Source organism: Paraburkholderia sp. C35 (genome assembly GCF_003121405.1).
Classification (GTDB): Bacteria; Pseudomonadota; Gammaproteobacteria; order Burkholderiales; family Burkholderiaceae; genus Paraburkholderia.
In genome coordinates this window covers 18,382-35,335 of record NZ_QBUY01000017.1, presented here as the reverse complement: position 1 = coordinate 35,335, position 16,954 = coordinate 18,382, and the positions used below count along the sequence as shown (strand labels likewise).

General features: G+C 62.7%; 13 protein-coding genes. 9 read left to right on the top strand and 4 right to left on the bottom strand.

The window, feature by feature from the left end:
• Positions 1-113: 113 nt before the first annotated feature.
• A complete protein-coding gene (locus DK391_RS13580; protein ID WP_109478492.1) occupies positions 114-1,574 on the bottom strand; it encodes a PLP-dependent aminotransferase family protein in 1,461 nt (486 codons plus the stop codon).
• A gap of 377 nt (positions 1,575-1,951) precedes the next feature.
• Here DK391_RS13580 and DK391_RS13575 point away from each other — a divergent pair, with 377 nt between their 5' ends.
• The 7 genes from DK391_RS13575 (at position 1,952) to DK391_RS13545 (ending at position 10,856) form a co-directional block, all read left to right on the top strand.
• Positions 1,952-2,632, top strand: a complete 681-nt coding sequence (locus DK391_RS13575; protein ID WP_109478491.1) for a VOC family protein — start codon at positions 1,952-1,954, stop codon at positions 2,630-2,632.
• 24 nt (positions 2,633-2,656) lie between these two features.
• Positions 2,657-3,562: a DMT family transporter gene (locus DK391_RS13570; RefSeq protein ID WP_109478490.1), complete on the top strand. Its 906-nt coding sequence runs from the start codon at positions 2,657-2,659 to the stop codon at positions 3,560-3,562.
• Positions 3,563-3,625: 63 nt separating this feature from the next.
• On the top strand, positions 3,626-4,822 hold the full coding sequence (locus DK391_RS13565) for a PLP-dependent aminotransferase family protein (RefSeq protein WP_109478489.1): 1,197 nt from the start codon (positions 3,626-3,628) through the stop codon (positions 4,820-4,822).
• Between the two features lie 121 nt (positions 4,823-4,943).
• Positions 4,944-5,408 carry a RidA family protein gene (locus tag DK391_RS13560; protein ID WP_109478488.1) on the top strand — a complete coding sequence of 155 codons (465 nt, stop codon included), beginning with the start codon at positions 4,944-4,946 and terminating at the stop codon, positions 5,406-5,408.
• A 205-nt stretch (positions 5,409-5,613) separates the two neighbouring features.
• Positions 5,614-6,531: a PhzF family phenazine biosynthesis protein gene (locus DK391_RS13555; protein WP_109478487.1), complete on the top strand. Its 918-nt coding sequence runs from the start codon at positions 5,614-5,616 to the stop codon at positions 6,529-6,531.
• A 494-nt stretch (positions 6,532-7,025) separates the two neighbouring features.
• The gene (locus DK391_RS13550) at positions 7,026-9,419 is read left to right on the top strand and encodes an EAL domain-containing protein (protein WP_109478486.1); all 2,394 of its coding nucleotides are present in this window, start codon (positions 7,026-7,028) and stop codon (positions 9,417-9,419) included.
• A gap of 219 nt (positions 9,420-9,638) precedes the next feature.
• Positions 9,639-10,856 carry a chromate transporter gene (locus DK391_RS13545; protein ID WP_109478485.1) on the top strand — a complete coding sequence of 406 codons (1,218 nt, stop codon included), beginning with the start codon at positions 9,639-9,641 and terminating at the stop codon, positions 10,854-10,856.
• A gap of 22 nt (positions 10,857-10,878) precedes the next feature.
• Here DK391_RS13545 and DK391_RS13540 read toward each other — a convergent pair whose 3' ends face one another.
• The 3 genes from DK391_RS13540 to DK391_RS13530 all read right to left on the bottom strand — a co-directional run bounded on the left by DK391_RS13540 (position 10,879) and on the right by DK391_RS13530 (position 15,918).
• Positions 10,879-11,337: a CopD family protein gene (locus tag DK391_RS13540; RefSeq protein ID WP_109478484.1), complete on the bottom strand. Its 459-nt coding sequence runs from the start codon at positions 11,335-11,337 to the stop codon at positions 10,879-10,881.
• 191 nt (positions 11,338-11,528) lie between these two features.
• Entirely contained in the window at positions 11,529-13,850 is a 2,322-nt protein-coding gene (gene parC / locus DK391_RS13535) for a DNA topoisomerase IV subunit A (protein WP_109478483.1), read from the bottom strand.
• Positions 13,851-13,932: 82 nt separating this feature from the next.
• Positions 13,933-15,918, bottom strand: a complete 1,986-nt coding sequence (locus tag DK391_RS13530; protein WP_109478482.1) for a DNA topoisomerase IV subunit B — start codon at positions 15,916-15,918, stop codon at positions 13,933-13,935.
• Positions 15,919-16,302: 384 nt separating this feature from the next.
• Here DK391_RS13530 and DK391_RS13525 point away from each other — a divergent pair, with 384 nt between their 5' ends.
• Positions 16,303-16,593 carry a nucleotidyltransferase domain-containing protein gene (locus DK391_RS13525; RefSeq protein ID WP_109478481.1) on the top strand — a complete coding sequence of 97 codons (291 nt, stop codon included), beginning with the start codon at positions 16,303-16,305 and terminating at the stop codon, positions 16,591-16,593.
• Positions 16,590-16,949 carry a DUF86 domain-containing protein gene (locus DK391_RS13520; RefSeq protein ID WP_239482816.1) on the top strand — a complete coding sequence of 120 codons (360 nt, stop codon included), beginning with the start codon at positions 16,590-16,592 and terminating at the stop codon, positions 16,947-16,949. The genes DK391_RS13525 and DK391_RS13520 overlap by 4 nt, the downstream gene beginning before the upstream one ends.
• Positions 16,950-16,954: the final 5 nt, after the last annotated feature.

The window sequence follows — 16,954 nt, the reverse complement described above, 5'->3', positions numbered from 1 at the left end:
TATTGCAGGTTGATTCGTAGATTCAAAGACGCGCGCCCCTTTAACGAGGCCGAGGCACGCAGTTCGGACGTTGCCGGCTCAAATGGGGCCGTTTGCGGCCAGTTCAAGAGCCGTCACGACGCCCGCCGCGCGACGCTGTCCAGATAGCGGCACAGGAACGCGGGCAGCGCCGGGTCGCCGCAGTTCGCGACGTTGAAGCGCATCCACGTGGTCGGCGACTGCTGCGGCGAGAACAGGCTGCCTGGCGTCAGCAAAAACCCTTCCTCGTGGCCGGCCGCCGCGAGCGCATCGGCATCGACGCCCGTATCCGCCCACACGAACATGCCCGCCGCGGGCGTTTGAAACATGCGCAAGCCGGTTTTTTCGAGCATCCGCACGGATTTGTCGCGCACGGTGTCGAGCCGTGCGCGCAGCCGTTCGACGTGCCGCCGGTAGTGCCCTTCCGTCAGGATCTTGTACAGCACACGCTCGTTCAGTTCGGGCGTGGTCATGCCGACCAGCATTTTCTGGTCCGTGACGGCCTTCGCCACATCCGGCGACGACGCGATGAACCCAACGCGCAGATTCGCCGCGAGCGTCTTCGAGAAACTGCCCAGATAGATCACGCGTTTCAGCTGATCGAGGCTGGCGAGGCGTGTCGCGGGAAAGCCCGGCGGGCAAAGATCGCCGTAAATATCGTCTTCGACGACGATAAAGTCATACTCCTCCGCGAGCCGCAGGATGCGGAACGCCTGCGCCGCCGTCAGCGACGTGCCCGTCGGATTCTGCAGCACCGAGTTGATCACCAGCATTTTCGGACGCCAGGTCTGCACCAGCGTTTCCAGCGCGTCGAGATCGGGGCCGTCCGGCGTGTATGGCATGCCGACCAGCCGCGCGCCCTGCGACGCGAAACGGCCGAACATCTGGAACCAGGCCGGATCGCCGACGATCACGGCGTCGCCCGGCTGCACGTAGAGCCGCGCGATCAGGTCGATGGCCTGCGTGATGCCCGACACCAGCACGATCTGCTCCGGCGACGCGCCGATCTCCAGTTCTTCCATCCGCGTCTGCAATTGCTGGCGCAGCGGCAGAAAGCCTTGCGGCGTGCCGAAACCGAGCATCTGCGCGCCGCTTTGCCGCCCGAGCGTGCGCAGCGCGCCCGTGATCAGTTCGCCATCGAGCCAGCGCGACGGCAGATAACCGAGCCCTGGCCCGCGTTCGGGACGGGTCGACGTGTGCAGCATGTTGCGCAGCAGCCAGACCACGTCGATGGTGCTCGGCGCGGGCGCCGCATCCGTCACGGCGGCGCGGCGCTCGACGGGCAGCGGACCCGACGCGAGCCGCTCGCGCACGTAAAAGCCCGAGCCGCGCCGCGAATCCAGATAACCCTGCGCGACCAGCCGCTCATACGCCTCGACCACCGTGAAACGCGACACGCCTTTATCCAGCGCGAGCTTGCGGATCGACGGCATGCGCATGCCGGGCCGGAACACGCGTTCCTCGATGCGGCGGCGCGCCCACTGGACCAGCTGATCGACGAGCGTCAGCGCCGAAGCGTCGTGTGGGGCGGGAATCAGGTCGAGCGGGACGGACATGGCGAACTCCAGCGGGTGCTGCAAGGGCTACGTCGGAAACGGCGTACGGTCGCACTCCGCGCCGTACAGGCTGGACCGACAAAAGTCCATCAGACGGGCGGACAACTGTACCGAACAGTATCGCTGCGATTGTACCGTTACTGTGCCGGTGACTGTCGGTACATTTAATCGACGCCAAGCCATTTTCGTCCCCGTTTCTGACCCTTTACGCGCTCCATCCGATACCGCGTGAACGCCCGCTGATACCGGCCTTGCCGCACTGCGCATGGTCCGACTGCAAGTCGAACGGTTATTCTTACGGATTAACCCGGCCGCCCGGCAGGCTGTGTCACCTAGCCTGCCGCAGCGCCGTTCAGAACGACCGTCCACTTGCCGCCATGACCGCCACTACGCTACGCATCGACCATCTCGTTGTTTCCGCCCGCACCCTCGACGAGGGCACGCAGTACGTGGCCGACACGCTCGGCGTGGCGCCATCGGGCGGCGGCGCACATCCGTCGATGCGCACGCACAACCGGCTGCTGAACCTGTGGGGCGGCGTGTATCTGGAAGTAATCGCGATCGATCCCGCCGCTGCGGAATCCGCGATCGCCCGCGCGCGCCTGTTCGCGCTCGACGATCCCGCCGTGCACGCGCGCCTTGAAATAGGTCCGTATCTGTCGCATTGGGTGGCAAGTGTCGGGCGGCCGAAGCATCTGGCGCTGTGGCAACAGCAGTATCCGGACCGCATTTCGACCGTCGTGCCGATGACGCGCGGCGATTTCACGTGGAGCCTGACGGTCGCCGAAAACGGCGCGTTCCCGTCGTGGCAAGGCGCGGGCGATGGCGTGGTGCCGTCGCTGATCCAGTGGGACACGCCGCGCCATCCGTCGGACGTGTTGCCGGAGACGGGCCTCGCGCTGAACTCGCTGACGGGCTGGCATCCGCAAGCCGACGTGGTCGCGCAGCAACTGCAATGGCTCGGTGCCGCGCCGCTGATCGCGCTGGAAAGCACCGACGGTATGCCCGCGCTTGCTGCAGAGATCGAAACCCCGAGCGGGCTGCGTACGCTCAAATAACCCCAACATGTAGAGACAGAAGCAATGAAGCGCGAAACCCAGGGCATGTTGCTCGGCCTGATCGGCGTGATGATTTTTAGCCTGACACTGCCGATGACCCGCATCGTCGTCGCCGAATTCAGCCCGCTGCTGAATGGTCTGGGCCGCGCGCTCGCCGCTGCTGTTCCCGCTGCGCTCCTGCTCGCCGTGCGCCGCGAAAAACTGCCGACGTGGCCACAACTCAAAAGCCTCGCAGTCGTGTCGCTGGGCGTGATCATCGCGTTTCCGGTGTTTTCTGCGTGGGCGATGAAGAGCGTGCCGGCTTCGCATGGCGCCGTCGTCAATGGCTTGCAGCCGCTGTGCGTCGCCATTTATGCAGCGCTGCTGTCGCACGAACGTCCGTCGAAGGCGTTCTGGGCGAGCGCCATCGCGGGCAGCGCGATCGTCGTCGCGTTCGCCTTGCAGGCAGGCGGCGGCGCATTCCAGGCGGGCGATCTGCTGATGCTCGTCGCAGTCGGTAGCGGCGCGCTCGGCTACGCGGAAGGCGCGCGCCTCGCGCGGCAGATCGGCGGCTGGCAGGTGATCTGCTGGGCGCTGGTGGTATCCGCGCCGTTTCTCGCGATTCCCGTCGCGTGGCTCGGCTGGCAGCAGCACATCACGCATCCTGATCCCGTCGCGCTGAAAACGTGGCTCGCATTCGGCTACGTCACCGTGTTCTCGCAGATCATCGGCTTTTTCGCGTGGTACGCAGGGCTGGCGATGGGCGGCACGGCGCGCGGCGGCCAGGTTCAGCTGCTGCAGATTTTCTTCACGATGGCGTTTTCGGTGCTGTTTTTCGGCGAGAACGTCTCGCCCGTCACGTGGATTTTCGCGGCCGCCGTGATCGCCACCGTGATTCTGGGCCGCAAGGCCGCTGTGCATACGGCCGTGCGGCCGGTTCGCGCCGCCTGACCAGTTCGCGCGATAATCTCTCTTTTGACCGACCACCTGTTCCCGCTATACGCCGAGGAGACCATGAATCAAAGCGACCTCAATGCCCCGACCTGGCAATTGTCCGAACGTGCCCGCAAGCTGACCAGCTCGGCGATTCGCGAAATCCTGAAGGTCACCGAGCGGCCCGAGGTCATTTCGTTCGCAGGCGGCCTGCCCTCGCCCGCGACGTTCCCGGCCGAGGAAATGCGCGCCGCCAGCGACCGCATTCTGCGCGACTCGCCCGCCGCCGCGCTCCAGTACAGCGCGACGGAAGGCTATCTGCCGCTGCGCGAATGGGTTGCGCAACGCTATTCGGTGAATGGCGCGCAGATCCGTGCATCGCAAGTGCTCATCACGACGGGCTCGCAACAGGCGCTCGATCTGCTCGGCAAGGTGCTGGTGTGCCCGGACAGCCCCGTGCTGGTCGAAACGCCGACCTATCTCGGCGCGCTGCAATCGTTCTCGATGTACGAACCGCGCTACGTGCAGGTGCCGACCGACGAGAACGGCCTGATCCCCGAAGGCCTCACGCCCGAACTGACGAAGGGCGCGCGCCTGCTGTACGCGCAGCCGAACTTCCAGAATCCGACGGGCCGGCGTCTGCCCATCGAACGCCGCCGCGCACTCGCGGAGTTCGCGAAGACGGCGCCCTTCCCCGTGATCGAAGACGATCCGTACGGCGCGCTCGACTATCGCGGCGAACCGCTGCCGACCATGCTGTCGATGGCGCCCGATCACATCGTGCATCTCGGTTCGTTCTCGAAGGTGCTCGCGCCGGGTCTGCGCGTCGGCTACATCATTGCGCCCGAAGAACTGCACTTCAAGCTCGTGCAGGCCAAGCAGGCGCCTGACCTGCACACGCCCAGCTTCACGCAGCGCATCGTGCATGAAGTGGTGAAGGACGGCTTCCTCGACACGCACGTGCCGAAAATTCGCGAACTCTATCGCGACCAGTGCGAGGCGATGCTCGGCTCGCTCGAACGCTATATGCCCGAAGGCGTGACGTGGAATCGTCCGGAAGGCGGAATGTTCATCTGGGTATCGCTGCCGAAGCACATCGATTCGATGAAACTGCTCGAAGAAGCCGTCGCGCAAAACGTCGCGTTCGTGCCGGGCGGTCCGTTCTTCGCGAACGAAGCGCAGCACAACACGCTGCGTCTGTCGTTCGTCACGGTGCCGCCGGCGAAGATCGACGAAGGCGTCGCGCGCCTCGCAGAACTCATCCGCGCGAAGGTCTGAACACCCGCTGTATGATGCGCCGGCGCGCGTCGCTCATGGCGCGAGCGCCCGGCCGACATCGTCTTGACGTCGGCCGCGCGCACGCTTAACGATACTTTCCATTCATCGACGAGGACACGTCATGGCTCAATCGAATGTGTATGACAAGCTGAAGGAACTGGGCATCGAACTGCCCGTCGCGGGCGCGCCCGCTGCCGCTTACGTGATGAGCGCGCAAAGCGGCAACACCGTGTACCTGTCGGGCCACATTGCGAAGAAGGACGGCAAGGTGTGGGTTGGCAAGCTCGGCGACAACGTCACCACGGAAGAAGGCAAGGCCGCCGCACGTGCCGTCGCCATCGATCTGCTCGCAACGCTGCATGCGCATGTCGGCGATCTGAACCGCGTCACGCGCATCGTCAAGGTGATGAGCCTCGTGAACTCGACGCTCGATTTCACGGAACAGCATCTCGTGACCAACGGCGCATCGGAACTGATCGCCGATGTGTTTGGCGATAACGGCAAGCATGCACGCTCGGCCTTCGGCGTCGCGCAGATTCCGCTCGGCGCATGCGTCGAGATCGAACTGATCGCAGAAGTGAAGTAAACGGCAGGTAGCGCGCTGGCGGCGCACCTTGTGAGCGCCTGTGCCGCGGCCAATACCGACGCCAACACGCCGTCGATGATGTGAACGCATCATTGGCGGCGTTTGTTTATGCGCAGCCTGTTTTGTTTTGAAAGTGTCACGACGTTGTGCCGTCACAACACGGCATGCACGTGATGCGTTTGGCACAAACCCCAGGAAAGAGACGATGCAACAACACACCGTTCGCTTCAAGCAGGTCGACGTGTTCACGTCGACGCCCCTCAAGGGCAACCCTCTCGCTGTCGTGTTCGATGCCGACGCACTCGACACCGAGCAGATGCAGGCCATCGCGCAATGGACAAACCTGTCTGAAACCACGTTCCTGCTAAAGCCGACCGACCCGTCGGCCGATTATCGCGTGCGCATTTTCACGACGCATGGCGAACTGCCCTTCGCCGGCCATCCGACGCTCGGCACCGCGCATGCATGGCGCGAGGCGGGCAATCAGCCGAAGCAACCGGGCCGCCTGGTCCAGCAATGCGCAGCGGGTCTGATCGAACTGACGGAAGAAGATAACGCGCGCAACGTCTGGGCCTTCGCCGCGCCGCCGGCGCGCGTCACGCCGCTCGCACAAGGCGAATACGCCGCGCTCGCCGACGCGCTGCGCAGCGATGCAATCGATTACACGGCACAACCCTGCGCCGTCGACAACGGACCGCAATGGCTCGTGATCCGTATGAAATCGGCGGCTGCCGTGCTTGCGCTCAAGCCCGATGCAGCGGCGCTTGGGCGTGTCGCGCAAACGGTCGGCGCGCACGGCATCGCAGCGTATGGTCCGCACGATCCGGATGGCCCGGCCACCTTCGAACTGCGTTGCCTGATGCTGGGTGGCGGCCTCGGCGTAGGGGAAGACCCTGTGACGGGCAGCGCGAATGCCGCCGTCGCGGGGCTGCTCACCGCGCAGAACAATCGTCCCGGCATGCAATACACAGTACGCCAAGGCACGGCGATCGGCCGCGCGGGCGACATCTCCGTCCGCTATGACGACGCCGCCGGCAAAACCTGGATTGGCGGTGCGTCGGTGACGATTATCGACGGCACATTCCGTCTGCCATCCACGCATGCACGTAATCAACCGGAATAACGGGCGACTGAATTGACATTTGCGCGTCACCTGGATGTTCTAAAAATCCATTTGATGCGCACAGATAAAACACCCCAATTCCATACCAATACGGCCATTCATGCCCACTGCATGAATGGCCGTATTGCCATGATGGCTGTCGGGCTGTCGTTGCAGCAAACGGCCTGCCTCGCACGGTTTCGACACATTCTTTCAAACGCACGGCTGGCGCGCCTGTCCGGGCAGCACGGCGTTTGGCGCAAAGCGTGTGCGCATGCCCGGCTGGGACAGCGTATACCCGATGCGCAAGCCCTTCCTTAAATATTGCCCATTCAGTAATATCAAATCGTTACCGATGACCAACGGGTGGTCTGGCTCGCCACCACGCCCTGCTGACACGACGCAGTTGCGGCGTATCAATTCGTCGAAGCAGCCGGTTGTTTTAACATTCGCGCAGTGAATCGAAACGCAAACTCAGCATCACAGCCGCAAGGCACAGGGTCACGGTCCAGCCGATGAATCAGTTCCGCCTCTCTTCCGCGCGCGACGTCAGGCACCGCCTCGATCCGGCGGGCACCCGGCGACGCGCGCTGCTCGCGATTCCCGCGCTCGGCGTGCTGGTGCTCGTGCTGCTGTGGACGGTGATTTTCGCGCGGCTGTCGGTCGAGAAGGAAACCACGTACCGCGAAGCGATGGCCTCGGCCGCGATTCTGTCGGCAGCGCTCGAGCAACATACGGTGAAAGCGATTCACCAGGTCGATCAGATCACGCGCTTCGTCAAATACGAATTCGAAAAAACGCCGGGCCGCTTCGATCTCGCCAGCACGGTTGAAAAAGGCGTCGTGCAGAGCGAAACGCTCGTGCAGGTTTCACTGATCGATGAACACGGCAAGCTGATCGCCAATACAGCCGAAGCCAATCCGAAGCCGATCGATCTGTCGGACCGCGAGCACTTCAAGGTGCACGAGCACGAGAACGACGACCAGCTGTTCATCAGCAAGCCCGTGCTTGGCCGCGTCTCGGGACACTGGACCTTGCAGATGACGCGCCGTCTGAATCACCCCGACGGCTCGTTCGCGGGCGTCGTGGTGGTATCGGAAGATCCGAGCTATTTCACCAGCGATTTCTACAACAACGCGGCCATCGGGCGCGACGGCGTGATTGCTGTGATCTCCGACAGCGGCGCCGTGCTCGCGCGGCGCACGGGCAACTCGGATCATGCGCAAGGCGTGTTCACGGCCACGGGTGTGTACCCGACTTCGGAGCATGTGTCGGGCACCTACGTCGATTCGATCGATAACGTCACGCGCATCGTGTCGTACCGGCATATCGACGGCTATCCGCTCGGCGTGCTGGTCGGTCTGTCGCAGGCCGAAGAATTCGCCGACTACAACCACACGCGCAACGTCTATCTGCTGATGGCGAGCTTCATCTCGCTCGCGATGCTCGGCTTCTTCGCCGTCGCCACGGGGCTGATCGGCAAGCTGCTCGGCCGTGAGCGCGAGATGACGCATCTCGTCGAGTTCGATCTGCTCACGGGTCTGCGCAACCGCTATTCGACCTTGCAGAGCCTGCGTCACGATGTGGCGCAACCGGTCACCCTCGGGCATCTGGCCATCCTCTTCATCGACCTCGACAACTTCAAGACGGTGAACGACACGCTCGGCCACAACGCCGGCGATATCGTGCTGCAAATGACCGCTGCGCGTCTCGCCGATGCCGTTGGCGATGCGGGCGCGCTGTCGCGCATCGGCGGTGACGAGTTCGTGGTCGTGATCAAGGGCGAGGATGTCGAGAAGCGCTCGGTGACGCTGGCCGAATCGATTGTCGAGATGTTCGCCAAACCGTTCGAAGTGCGCGGCAGTTCGTTCGTACTGCATGCGAGCATCGGCATCGCGCTGTACTCGGTCGCGAACGAAAGCGAAATCGACCTGCTGAAAAAGGCCGACCTCGCGATGTACAGCGCGAAAGACGCCGGCAAGAACTGCTATCAGTTTTACTCACCGCATCTGTCGCATCGCGCGGATCACCTGATGAAGTGGGAGCAGCAGTTGCGCGTCGCGCTCGCCGACCAGCAACTGTTCCTCGCCTACCAGCCCAAGATCGATCTCACACGCCGCTGCATCACCGGCTTCGAGGCGCTGGTGCGCTGGAACCATCCCCAGCACGGCCTGATTCCCGCCAACGAGTTCATTCCCGTGGCGGAATCGACGGGCCTGATCGTGCCCATTGGTGACTTCGTGATCCGCACGGCATGCCGTCAACTCGCGCAATGGCAGCAGCAAGGCTACGACACGATGTCACTCGCCGTGAACATTTCGGCCGTGCAGTTCTGGCGTGGCGATCTGTACGAGACGATCTCGCAGGCCATCGAAGAAACAGGCATCGCCGCGCGCCGTCTCGAACTCGAAATCACCGAGACGGCGATGATGGAATATCCCGATCTCGTCTCCGAAAAGATCTTCGCGTTGAAGCGGCTCGGCGTGCGCATCGCGCTCGATGATTTCGGCACGGGGTATTCGTCGCTGTCGTATCTGAACCGTTTCTCGGTCGATACGCTGAAGGTCGACCGCTCGTTCATCCAGGCCATTCCCGGCGACCGCAGCGTCTGCGTGATGGTGACGGCCATCGTCAATCTGGCGCGGTCGCTCGGGCTGACGGTGGTGGTCGAAGGCACGGAAACGGAAGAGCAGATTGCCTGGCTCGCGGCGCTCGGACATATCGAAGCGCAAGGCTTTCTGTTCTCGCGGCCCGTGCCCGCCGAGGGCATTCCGGCGCTGCTCGAACGCTTCGGTGTATGCGGCACTCATGGCAACATGCGTGCCTCACATGCACGCGGCACCGACAACAGCAGCGACAACACCAGCGACGCCGCCAGCACCAGCACCGCCAGCAACGAATCAGTCTAAGCGGAGCGCGCCGCAGCGGCGCTGCTTCGCTTGTCGCAAGTCAACCGGCGCACGTCATACGCCGGGCAGAAGATGAAGGGAATCGACGCACATCGGGCGCGCCATCGCCTGAGCGCGCCCGACTTCGCATGACCTCAGCGCGTGTTGTCGTGGCCATCGACGGCGCGCGCCGGATAAGAAACCAGCCCAACAGGTGTTCGCATGCGGCCAGCCCGGCAGATGACGGCGCTACACGCGCCGGCAGGAGAGGAAGTCACGCAACGCCACGAGCGCGAGCCGCTGTGGACGCTGTTTCGCGTGGTATTTGGATTGTCCGCGCTGTCGTGGGGCGGACTCGCGCTGATGGCGCAACTGGAAAACCATTATGTCGAGCGTGAGGAACGTCTGACGCGCCTTGCGTACTCCGATATCGTTGCGCTCGCGTGGATGGTGCCGGGACCCGTTGGCTGCAACGTCGCGGTGCAACTCGGCCACGTGCTGCGCGGACGCGCGGGCGCCTGGGTGGCGGGCATTGCGAGCGTGCTGCCCTTCTTCATGCTGATGACGGCGTTCGCCATCTTCTATCAGACGCCGCTGGTGCGCGAAGTCGCTTCGCAGACGCTGCTCAATCATTTCAGTGTCGTGCTGGCGACGCTGATCGGCGTGACCTGGTACAAGCAGACGCGCGCGCTGGTGCGAGGACGGCTCGAATGGATCGCCGCCGTGCTGGGCAGCATTGCATTGGTTGGCGCGCACACGCCTGCCGCCTATATCGGCATTCTCGGTGCGGCGTTCATGTCGGGATGGGTGCGCAGCAAAGCGCGCGGCGCCCGTCTGTCGACGACGTTGAGCGCAGGCGACTGGCGGCTGTTGATCGGCTTGAGCGTATTGCTGGTGGTGTTTGCGCTGCCGTTGCCGCATCGCTATGAACTCGCGTTGCTGTGGCCACGGCTGGCGGGCGCGGGATTGACGCTGTTCGGCGGCGGCTTCTCTGCGTTGCCTGTGCTGAAGACGCTGTTCGTGACGCCCACGGTCGGCGTGACCGATAACGAGTTCACGCTGGCGTTTTCATTGTCGCCGTTATCGCCGGGACCGCTGTTGAACGTGGTGCCGTTTTTCGGCTATCTGATCGAGGGATGGCGGGGCGCTGTCTTTGCCACCGTTGCACTGTTCGTGCCGTCGGGGTGTCTCGTGGTGCTGGCGCAGCGGCATCTGCATCAGTTGAAGCTGAATCCCCGCTTCGAGCACGGCATGCGGGTGTTGCGTGCAGTGACGACCGCGTTTCTCGCGGTCGCCGTGTTGCGGATTGTGCGAAACGTGCCGTTCGAGCCAGCTTATCTCGTGACGGCTGCGTTTTCCGGTGTGTGTTTTGGCAAGCTGAAGCTGCCTGTCTATGCGGTGTACGGGACCGTTGCCGTGGCGTGCGGGGTGTGGTTGTATTTCGTGCCGGCCGCTTAAGCTTCACGCTTAAGCTCTACGCTCAAAACCCTCGAGACAACACCGCCACTCCAATCGTCACCACTCCCAGCACCAGATTCACGACGACCAGGCGTCGCACGGTCGCCACCGCCCTCGCCCCATCTGGCCACTTCTGCGCCTGCACGGCGCGGCGAATGCGCGGAAAAACGGCAAAGCGGATATGCCCGAAAATCAGCATCATTACGATGCCGATGCCAGCCATTGCATGCAGTTGCCACGTGGCATGACCGCCACCAAACTGCATCAACAGAAAACCACCCGTCAGCAAGATCACCAGCACCGACACGCCGACCCAGTTGAAGAACCGGCCAAACACCGATTCCCACAGCGGCAAGCGCAATTGCGGCGACAGATCTTCCAGCGCCGGACGCAGGCAGAAATGCGCGAATATCATGCCACCGATCCATACGGCGACACCCAGCAGATGCAGAAAGAGCGCGATTTCGATCGCCTTGTTCATGTAGTTTTCCTTTCCCGATATAGCGCGCTGCCGTTTTGTGCAGCCAGAAACGCGGCACTGACATGCGTCAATGACCGCGTTCGACTCACGACGTGTTGCGCAGTTCATTTGCTGCGCTAATTTATTTGCTCATTTATGCGTCAAACCGTGAGACACCCCGCTCACGGTCCGGGCCTTTCGGTGTGCAGTCGTCAGGTGCCCAGTACAGGACGCAACGACGTCACTTCCTTCAGCTTCGTATCCGGCGCACGACCCTTGCGCGCGCGCTTGCCGACACACGAAGACAGTGAAGCACCCGCCAGCTGTTCTTCCGTCGGCTTGTTGCGATACATGCCTTCGAGCACGACGCCTGCCTTGCTGATGGCAAGCGCCTGCGTCAGTGCTTCGTTCGGATCGAGCGCCATCAGGATCACGCCGCGTCCGCCGCCCGAGAGCGTCTTCATCTCGTCGAGACCGAATACCAGCAGACGACCATTGGCCGACAGACATGCCACTTGCGTCGCGTCCGGCAGCATCGGCATTGGCGCGAGCGGCGTTGCGCCTTCGTCGAGGGTCATGAACGCCTTGCCCGCCTTCACGCGGCTCACCATGTCGCCGACCTTCGCGATAAAGCCAAAGCCATTCGACGATGCCAGCAGCAACGCCTGTTCCGCCGACGCCGCGAAGTAATGCATCAGATGCGTGCCCGATTCGAGCTCGATCAGCGACGTAACAGGCACGCCATCACCGCGGCCGCCCGGCAGCAGCGCAACCGCGACGGAATACACGCGACCCTTGCTGCCCCACGCGATCAACATGTCAGGTGTGCGGCACTGGAACGCCGCGTACAGACCGTCACCCGCCTTGAACGTGAAGCCAGCGGGATCGAGACCGTGGCCCTTCAGCGCACGCACCCAGCCCTTCTGCGATACGACAACCGTGACCGGTTCATCGACGACACGCGCTTCGAACGTCGCGCGCTTTTCCTGCTGGATCAGCGTGCGGCGATCGTCGCCGTATTGCTTTGCGTCAGCTTCGATTTCCTTGATGAGCAGACGTTTCATCGCCGATTCGCTGCCGAGCAGTTCTTCGAGCTTCGACTTCTCGTCGCGCAGTTCGGACAGTTCCTTCTCGATCTTGATCTTTTCCAGGCGCGCCAATTGACGCAGCCGGATTTCAAGAATGTCCTCGGCCTGCCGGTCGGACAGACCAAAGGCTGCGATCAGCGCTGCCTTGGGCTCGTCGGATTCGCGGATGATGCGGATGACTTCGTCGATATTCAAAAAGACGATCATCCGGCCTTCGAGGATGTGAATCCGGTCGTTGACCTTGCCCAGACGATGCTGCGTGCGACGCGTGACCGTCGCGAAACGGAAGCCGACCCATTCGCGCAGGATCTCGCCGATACCTTTCTGACGCGGGCGTCCGTCCGAACCGACCATCACCAGGTTCAGCGGTGCATTCGATTCGAGGCTCGTGTGCGCGAGCAGCGTGGTGACGAACTCGGCTTGATCGATGGTGCGCGACTTCGGCTCGAACACGAGACGCACGGGCGCGTCCTTGCCCGATTCGTCGCGCACGGCGTCGAGCAGACCAAGCAGCGTCTGCTTCGTCTGAAGCTGTTCCGGCGTCAGCGATTTCTTGCCAAGCTTGATCTTCGGATTTGTCTGTTCCTCGATCTCTTCCAGCACCTTTTGGCCAGACGTATTCGGCGGCAGTTCGGTAATGACGAGTTGCCACTGGCCACGCGCGAGATCTTCGATCTTGTAGCGCGCGCGCACCTTCAGACTGCCGCGTCCCGTCTCATAGGCCTGGGCGATTTCCGTTTCGCTCGAAATGATCTGGCCGCCGCCCGGGAAGTCCGGACCGGGCACCAGTTGCATCAGTTCGGCATGCGTGATGTTCGGATGACGGATCATCGCGACGGCAGCCGCCGCGACTTCGCGCAGGTTATGCGACGGAATTTCTGTTGCCAGACCGACGGCGATACCCGATGCGCCGTTCAGCAGCACGAACGGCAAACGTGCGGGCAACAGCTTCGGTTCTTCGAACGAGCCGTCGTAGTTCGGCATGAAATCGACCGTGCCCTGGTCAATTTCGTCGAGCAGCAGTTTCGCGATCGGCGTGAGGCGCGCTTCCGTGTAGCGCATCGCCGCTGCGCCGTCGCCGTCGCGCGAGCCGAAGTTGCCCTGGCCGTCGATCAGCGGATAGCGCATCGAGAAGTCCTGCGCGAGACGCACCAGCGCGTCGTACGCCGACTGGTCGCCGTGCGGGTGATACTTACCCAGCACGTCACCGACCACGCGCGCGGACTTCACCGGCTTCGCGTTGTCGCCGAGACCCATCTCGTTCATCGCGTACAGGATGCGCCGCTGCACCGGCTTCTGGCCGTCGCAGACATCGGGCAGCGCGCGGCCCTTCACCACGCTCACCGCGTAGTCGAGATACGCACGTTCCGCGTAGTTGCCCAGCGTCAGCACATCGCCTTCGGGCGCGGCCGGCTCGGTGAAAAGATCGGGAGTGTTGTCGTCCATCTAGATTCCGTGTCCTTGTTGGGCGGCGCGCTTCGCGTAACGTGTTGCTTCACTCAACACGAAGTACGAAGCGCGGCATCGCTCAGATATCCGCTTCGACCTGGTTGCCCTTCTCTTCGAGCCAGCTACGGCGCGACGATGCTTCGCCCTTGCCCATCAGCATCGTCATGCGTGCGACGGTCGCGTCGAAGTCGAGTTCGCCCAGCGCGACAGGCGACAGGCGCCGCGTGTCCGGGTTCATCGTCGTATCCCACAGCTGCTCGGCGCTCATTTCACCAAGGCCCTTGAAGCGGCTGATCGACCATTGCGACTCGCGCACGCCGTCCTTGCGCAGCTTGTCGAGAATCGCTTCGAGTTCGCCTTCGTCGAGCGCGTACAGCTTCTGCGCGGGCTTCTTGCCGCGCGCGGGCGCATCGACGCGGAACAGCGGCGGACGCGCGACATGCACGTGACCGCGTTCGATCAGTTGCGGGAAGTGCTTGAAGAACAGCGTGAGCAGCAGCACCTGAATGTGCGAGCCGTCGACGTCAGCATCGGACAAGATACAGATCTTGCCGTAGCGCAAATTGGACAAGTCGACAGTGTCATCCGGGTTATGCGGATCGACGCCGATCGCCACGGAAATGTCGTGCACTTCGTTGTTCGCGAACAAACGGTCGCGCTCGGATTCCCACGTATTCAGCACCTTGCCGCGCAGCGGCAGAATGGCCTGAAACTCCTTGTCGCGGCCCATCTTCGCGGAACCGCCCGCCGAGTCACCCTCGACGAGGAACAGCTCATTGCGGCCAATTTCCGTCGATTCGCAATCGGTCAGCTTGCCCGGCAGCACGGCGACACCCGAACTCTTGCGCTTCTCGACCTTCTGGCCGGCACGCGTGCGCGCCTGCGCCTGCTTGATGACGAGATCGGCGAGTTTCTTGCCGTGCTCGACGTGCTGGTTGAGCCACAGCTCCAACGCCGGACGCGCAAACGACGACACCAGCTTGACGGCATCGCGGCTATTCAGACGCTCCTTGATTTGCCCCTGGAACTGCGGGTCGAGCACCTTCGCCGACAGCACGAAGGACACCCGCGCGAACACGTCTTCCGCGAGCAGTTTCACGCCCTTGGGCTGCAGGTTGTGCAGTTCGACAAAGCTCTTCACGGCCTGGAACAGACCGTCGCGCAAGCCCGCTTCGTGCGTGCCGCCCGCCGGCGTCGGAATCAGATTGACGTAGGACTCGCGCGTGAGCGGCCCTTCTTCGCTCCAGGCAACGACCCACGCCGCGCCCTCGCCTTCGGCGAACGTCTCTTCATTCGAGCGCGAGCTTTCCGCGTAGCGCTCGCCTTCGAACAGCGGGATCAGCAGATCGCTGCCCGCCATGCCTTCCATCAGATAGCCGCGCAGGCCGTCTTCGTATTTCCAGCTTTGGCGCTCGCCCGTTTTCTCGTTGACGAGCACGACTTCGACGCCCGGCAGCAACACGGCTTTCGAGCGCAACAGACGCTGCAGTTCGCCCAGCGGCAGATTCGGGGAATCGAAGTATTTCGGATCGGCCCACGCGGTGACGCGCGTGCCCGACTTCTTCTCGGTCTTGGTCGCGGCGCGCACCTGCAGCGGCTTGACCACGTCGCCATGCGAGAAGCTCAGTTCGGCCACCTTGTTGTCGCGCCACACGGTGACGTCGAGGCGTGTGGACAGCGCGTTCGTGACCGACACGCCGACGCCGTGCAGGCCGCCCGAGAACGTGTACGCGCCGCCGGCCGCCTTGTCGAACTTGCCGCCCGCATGAAGGCGCGTGAAAACGATTTCGACGACGGGGACGCCCTCTTCGGGGTGCATGCCGAACGGAATGCCGCGCCCGTCGTCCTCGACGGATACGGACTGGTCGGCATGCAGCGTGACGGTGATCTGGCGGCCATAGCCGCCGAGCGCTTCGTCGGACGCGTTGTCGATGACTTCCTGGATGATGTGCAGCGGATTTTCGGTGCGCGTGTACATGCCGGGCCGCTGTTTGACCGGCTCCAGGCCCTTGAGCACCTTGATCGATGCTTCGCTATAGGCGGCGTTAGGCTTTTTCGTTGACATGGCTTGCTCGGGTCCGTCGGTTCATCGTTGTCCACATGTCCTGTGGACAGGTACGTGGACAATGCGTTGAGTTTTCAAAAAAAGCGAAACGAAACAACGGAGTGTGTGCGCTGCGCGACTTGCGTGCAGCGGTTATCGGTTTGCCTTGCCTGCTTTCCGCGGTGTTCCTTCGACACCCGTTCGGGGTGATTCGCTGAAAGGACCGTGGGAAGCAGGTTCGCGGGTATTTTACTGATTTCGATGCGCGGGGCAATTTAGATGATGGGTGTAGGACAAATGGTATAGGCCAACTGTCGTATCGCCGCCGACACACGCCACCGGATATAGTTACGCTGTAACCGGCTTTTAATGTCTGTTTTCCACCCTGTGTCACGGAGCGTTGACGTGAAACCTTCTGAGGCAATGCGCGAGCATCGCGCCGAGATCCGGAGCATCGTCGCGGAACACCACGCGAGGAATGCGCGCGTGTTCGGTTCAGTTATAACAGGCGAAGATGACGACGACAGCGATCTCGACCTGCTCGTTGATCCGACGCCGGAAACCACGCTGCTCGATATTGCGCGTATCCAGCGCCGGCTGGAAGCCTTACTGGGCGTATCCGTCGACGTATTGACTCCGTTGGCCTTGCCCGAATCGTTTCGCGCACGCGTCGTCAGCGAAGCGGTGCCAGTGTGAAGAAAAGCGACCTTCGCATCGCCGACTATCTCGATCACATGCTGGAAGCAATCAGCAGAATCGAACGCTACACGCAAGGCATCACAGCAGACGCATTTGCCGCCGAGTCGCACATCCAGGACGCTGCAATCCGAAATCTCGAGATCATTGGAGAAGCCGCTCGTAACGTTGAGCGCGACCATCCGGAGTTCGCCGCGCAACATGCCAACGTGCCGTGGGAGGAGATGTACCTGATGCGAAAGCGTGTTTCGCACGGCTATTTTTCCGTGGACACGAACATCATCTGGCAAACAATCGTGCGCGACCTGCCCATCTTGAAACAGCAAATCGCTGTCGTTCGCGGGCAAACACCCTGACGTCT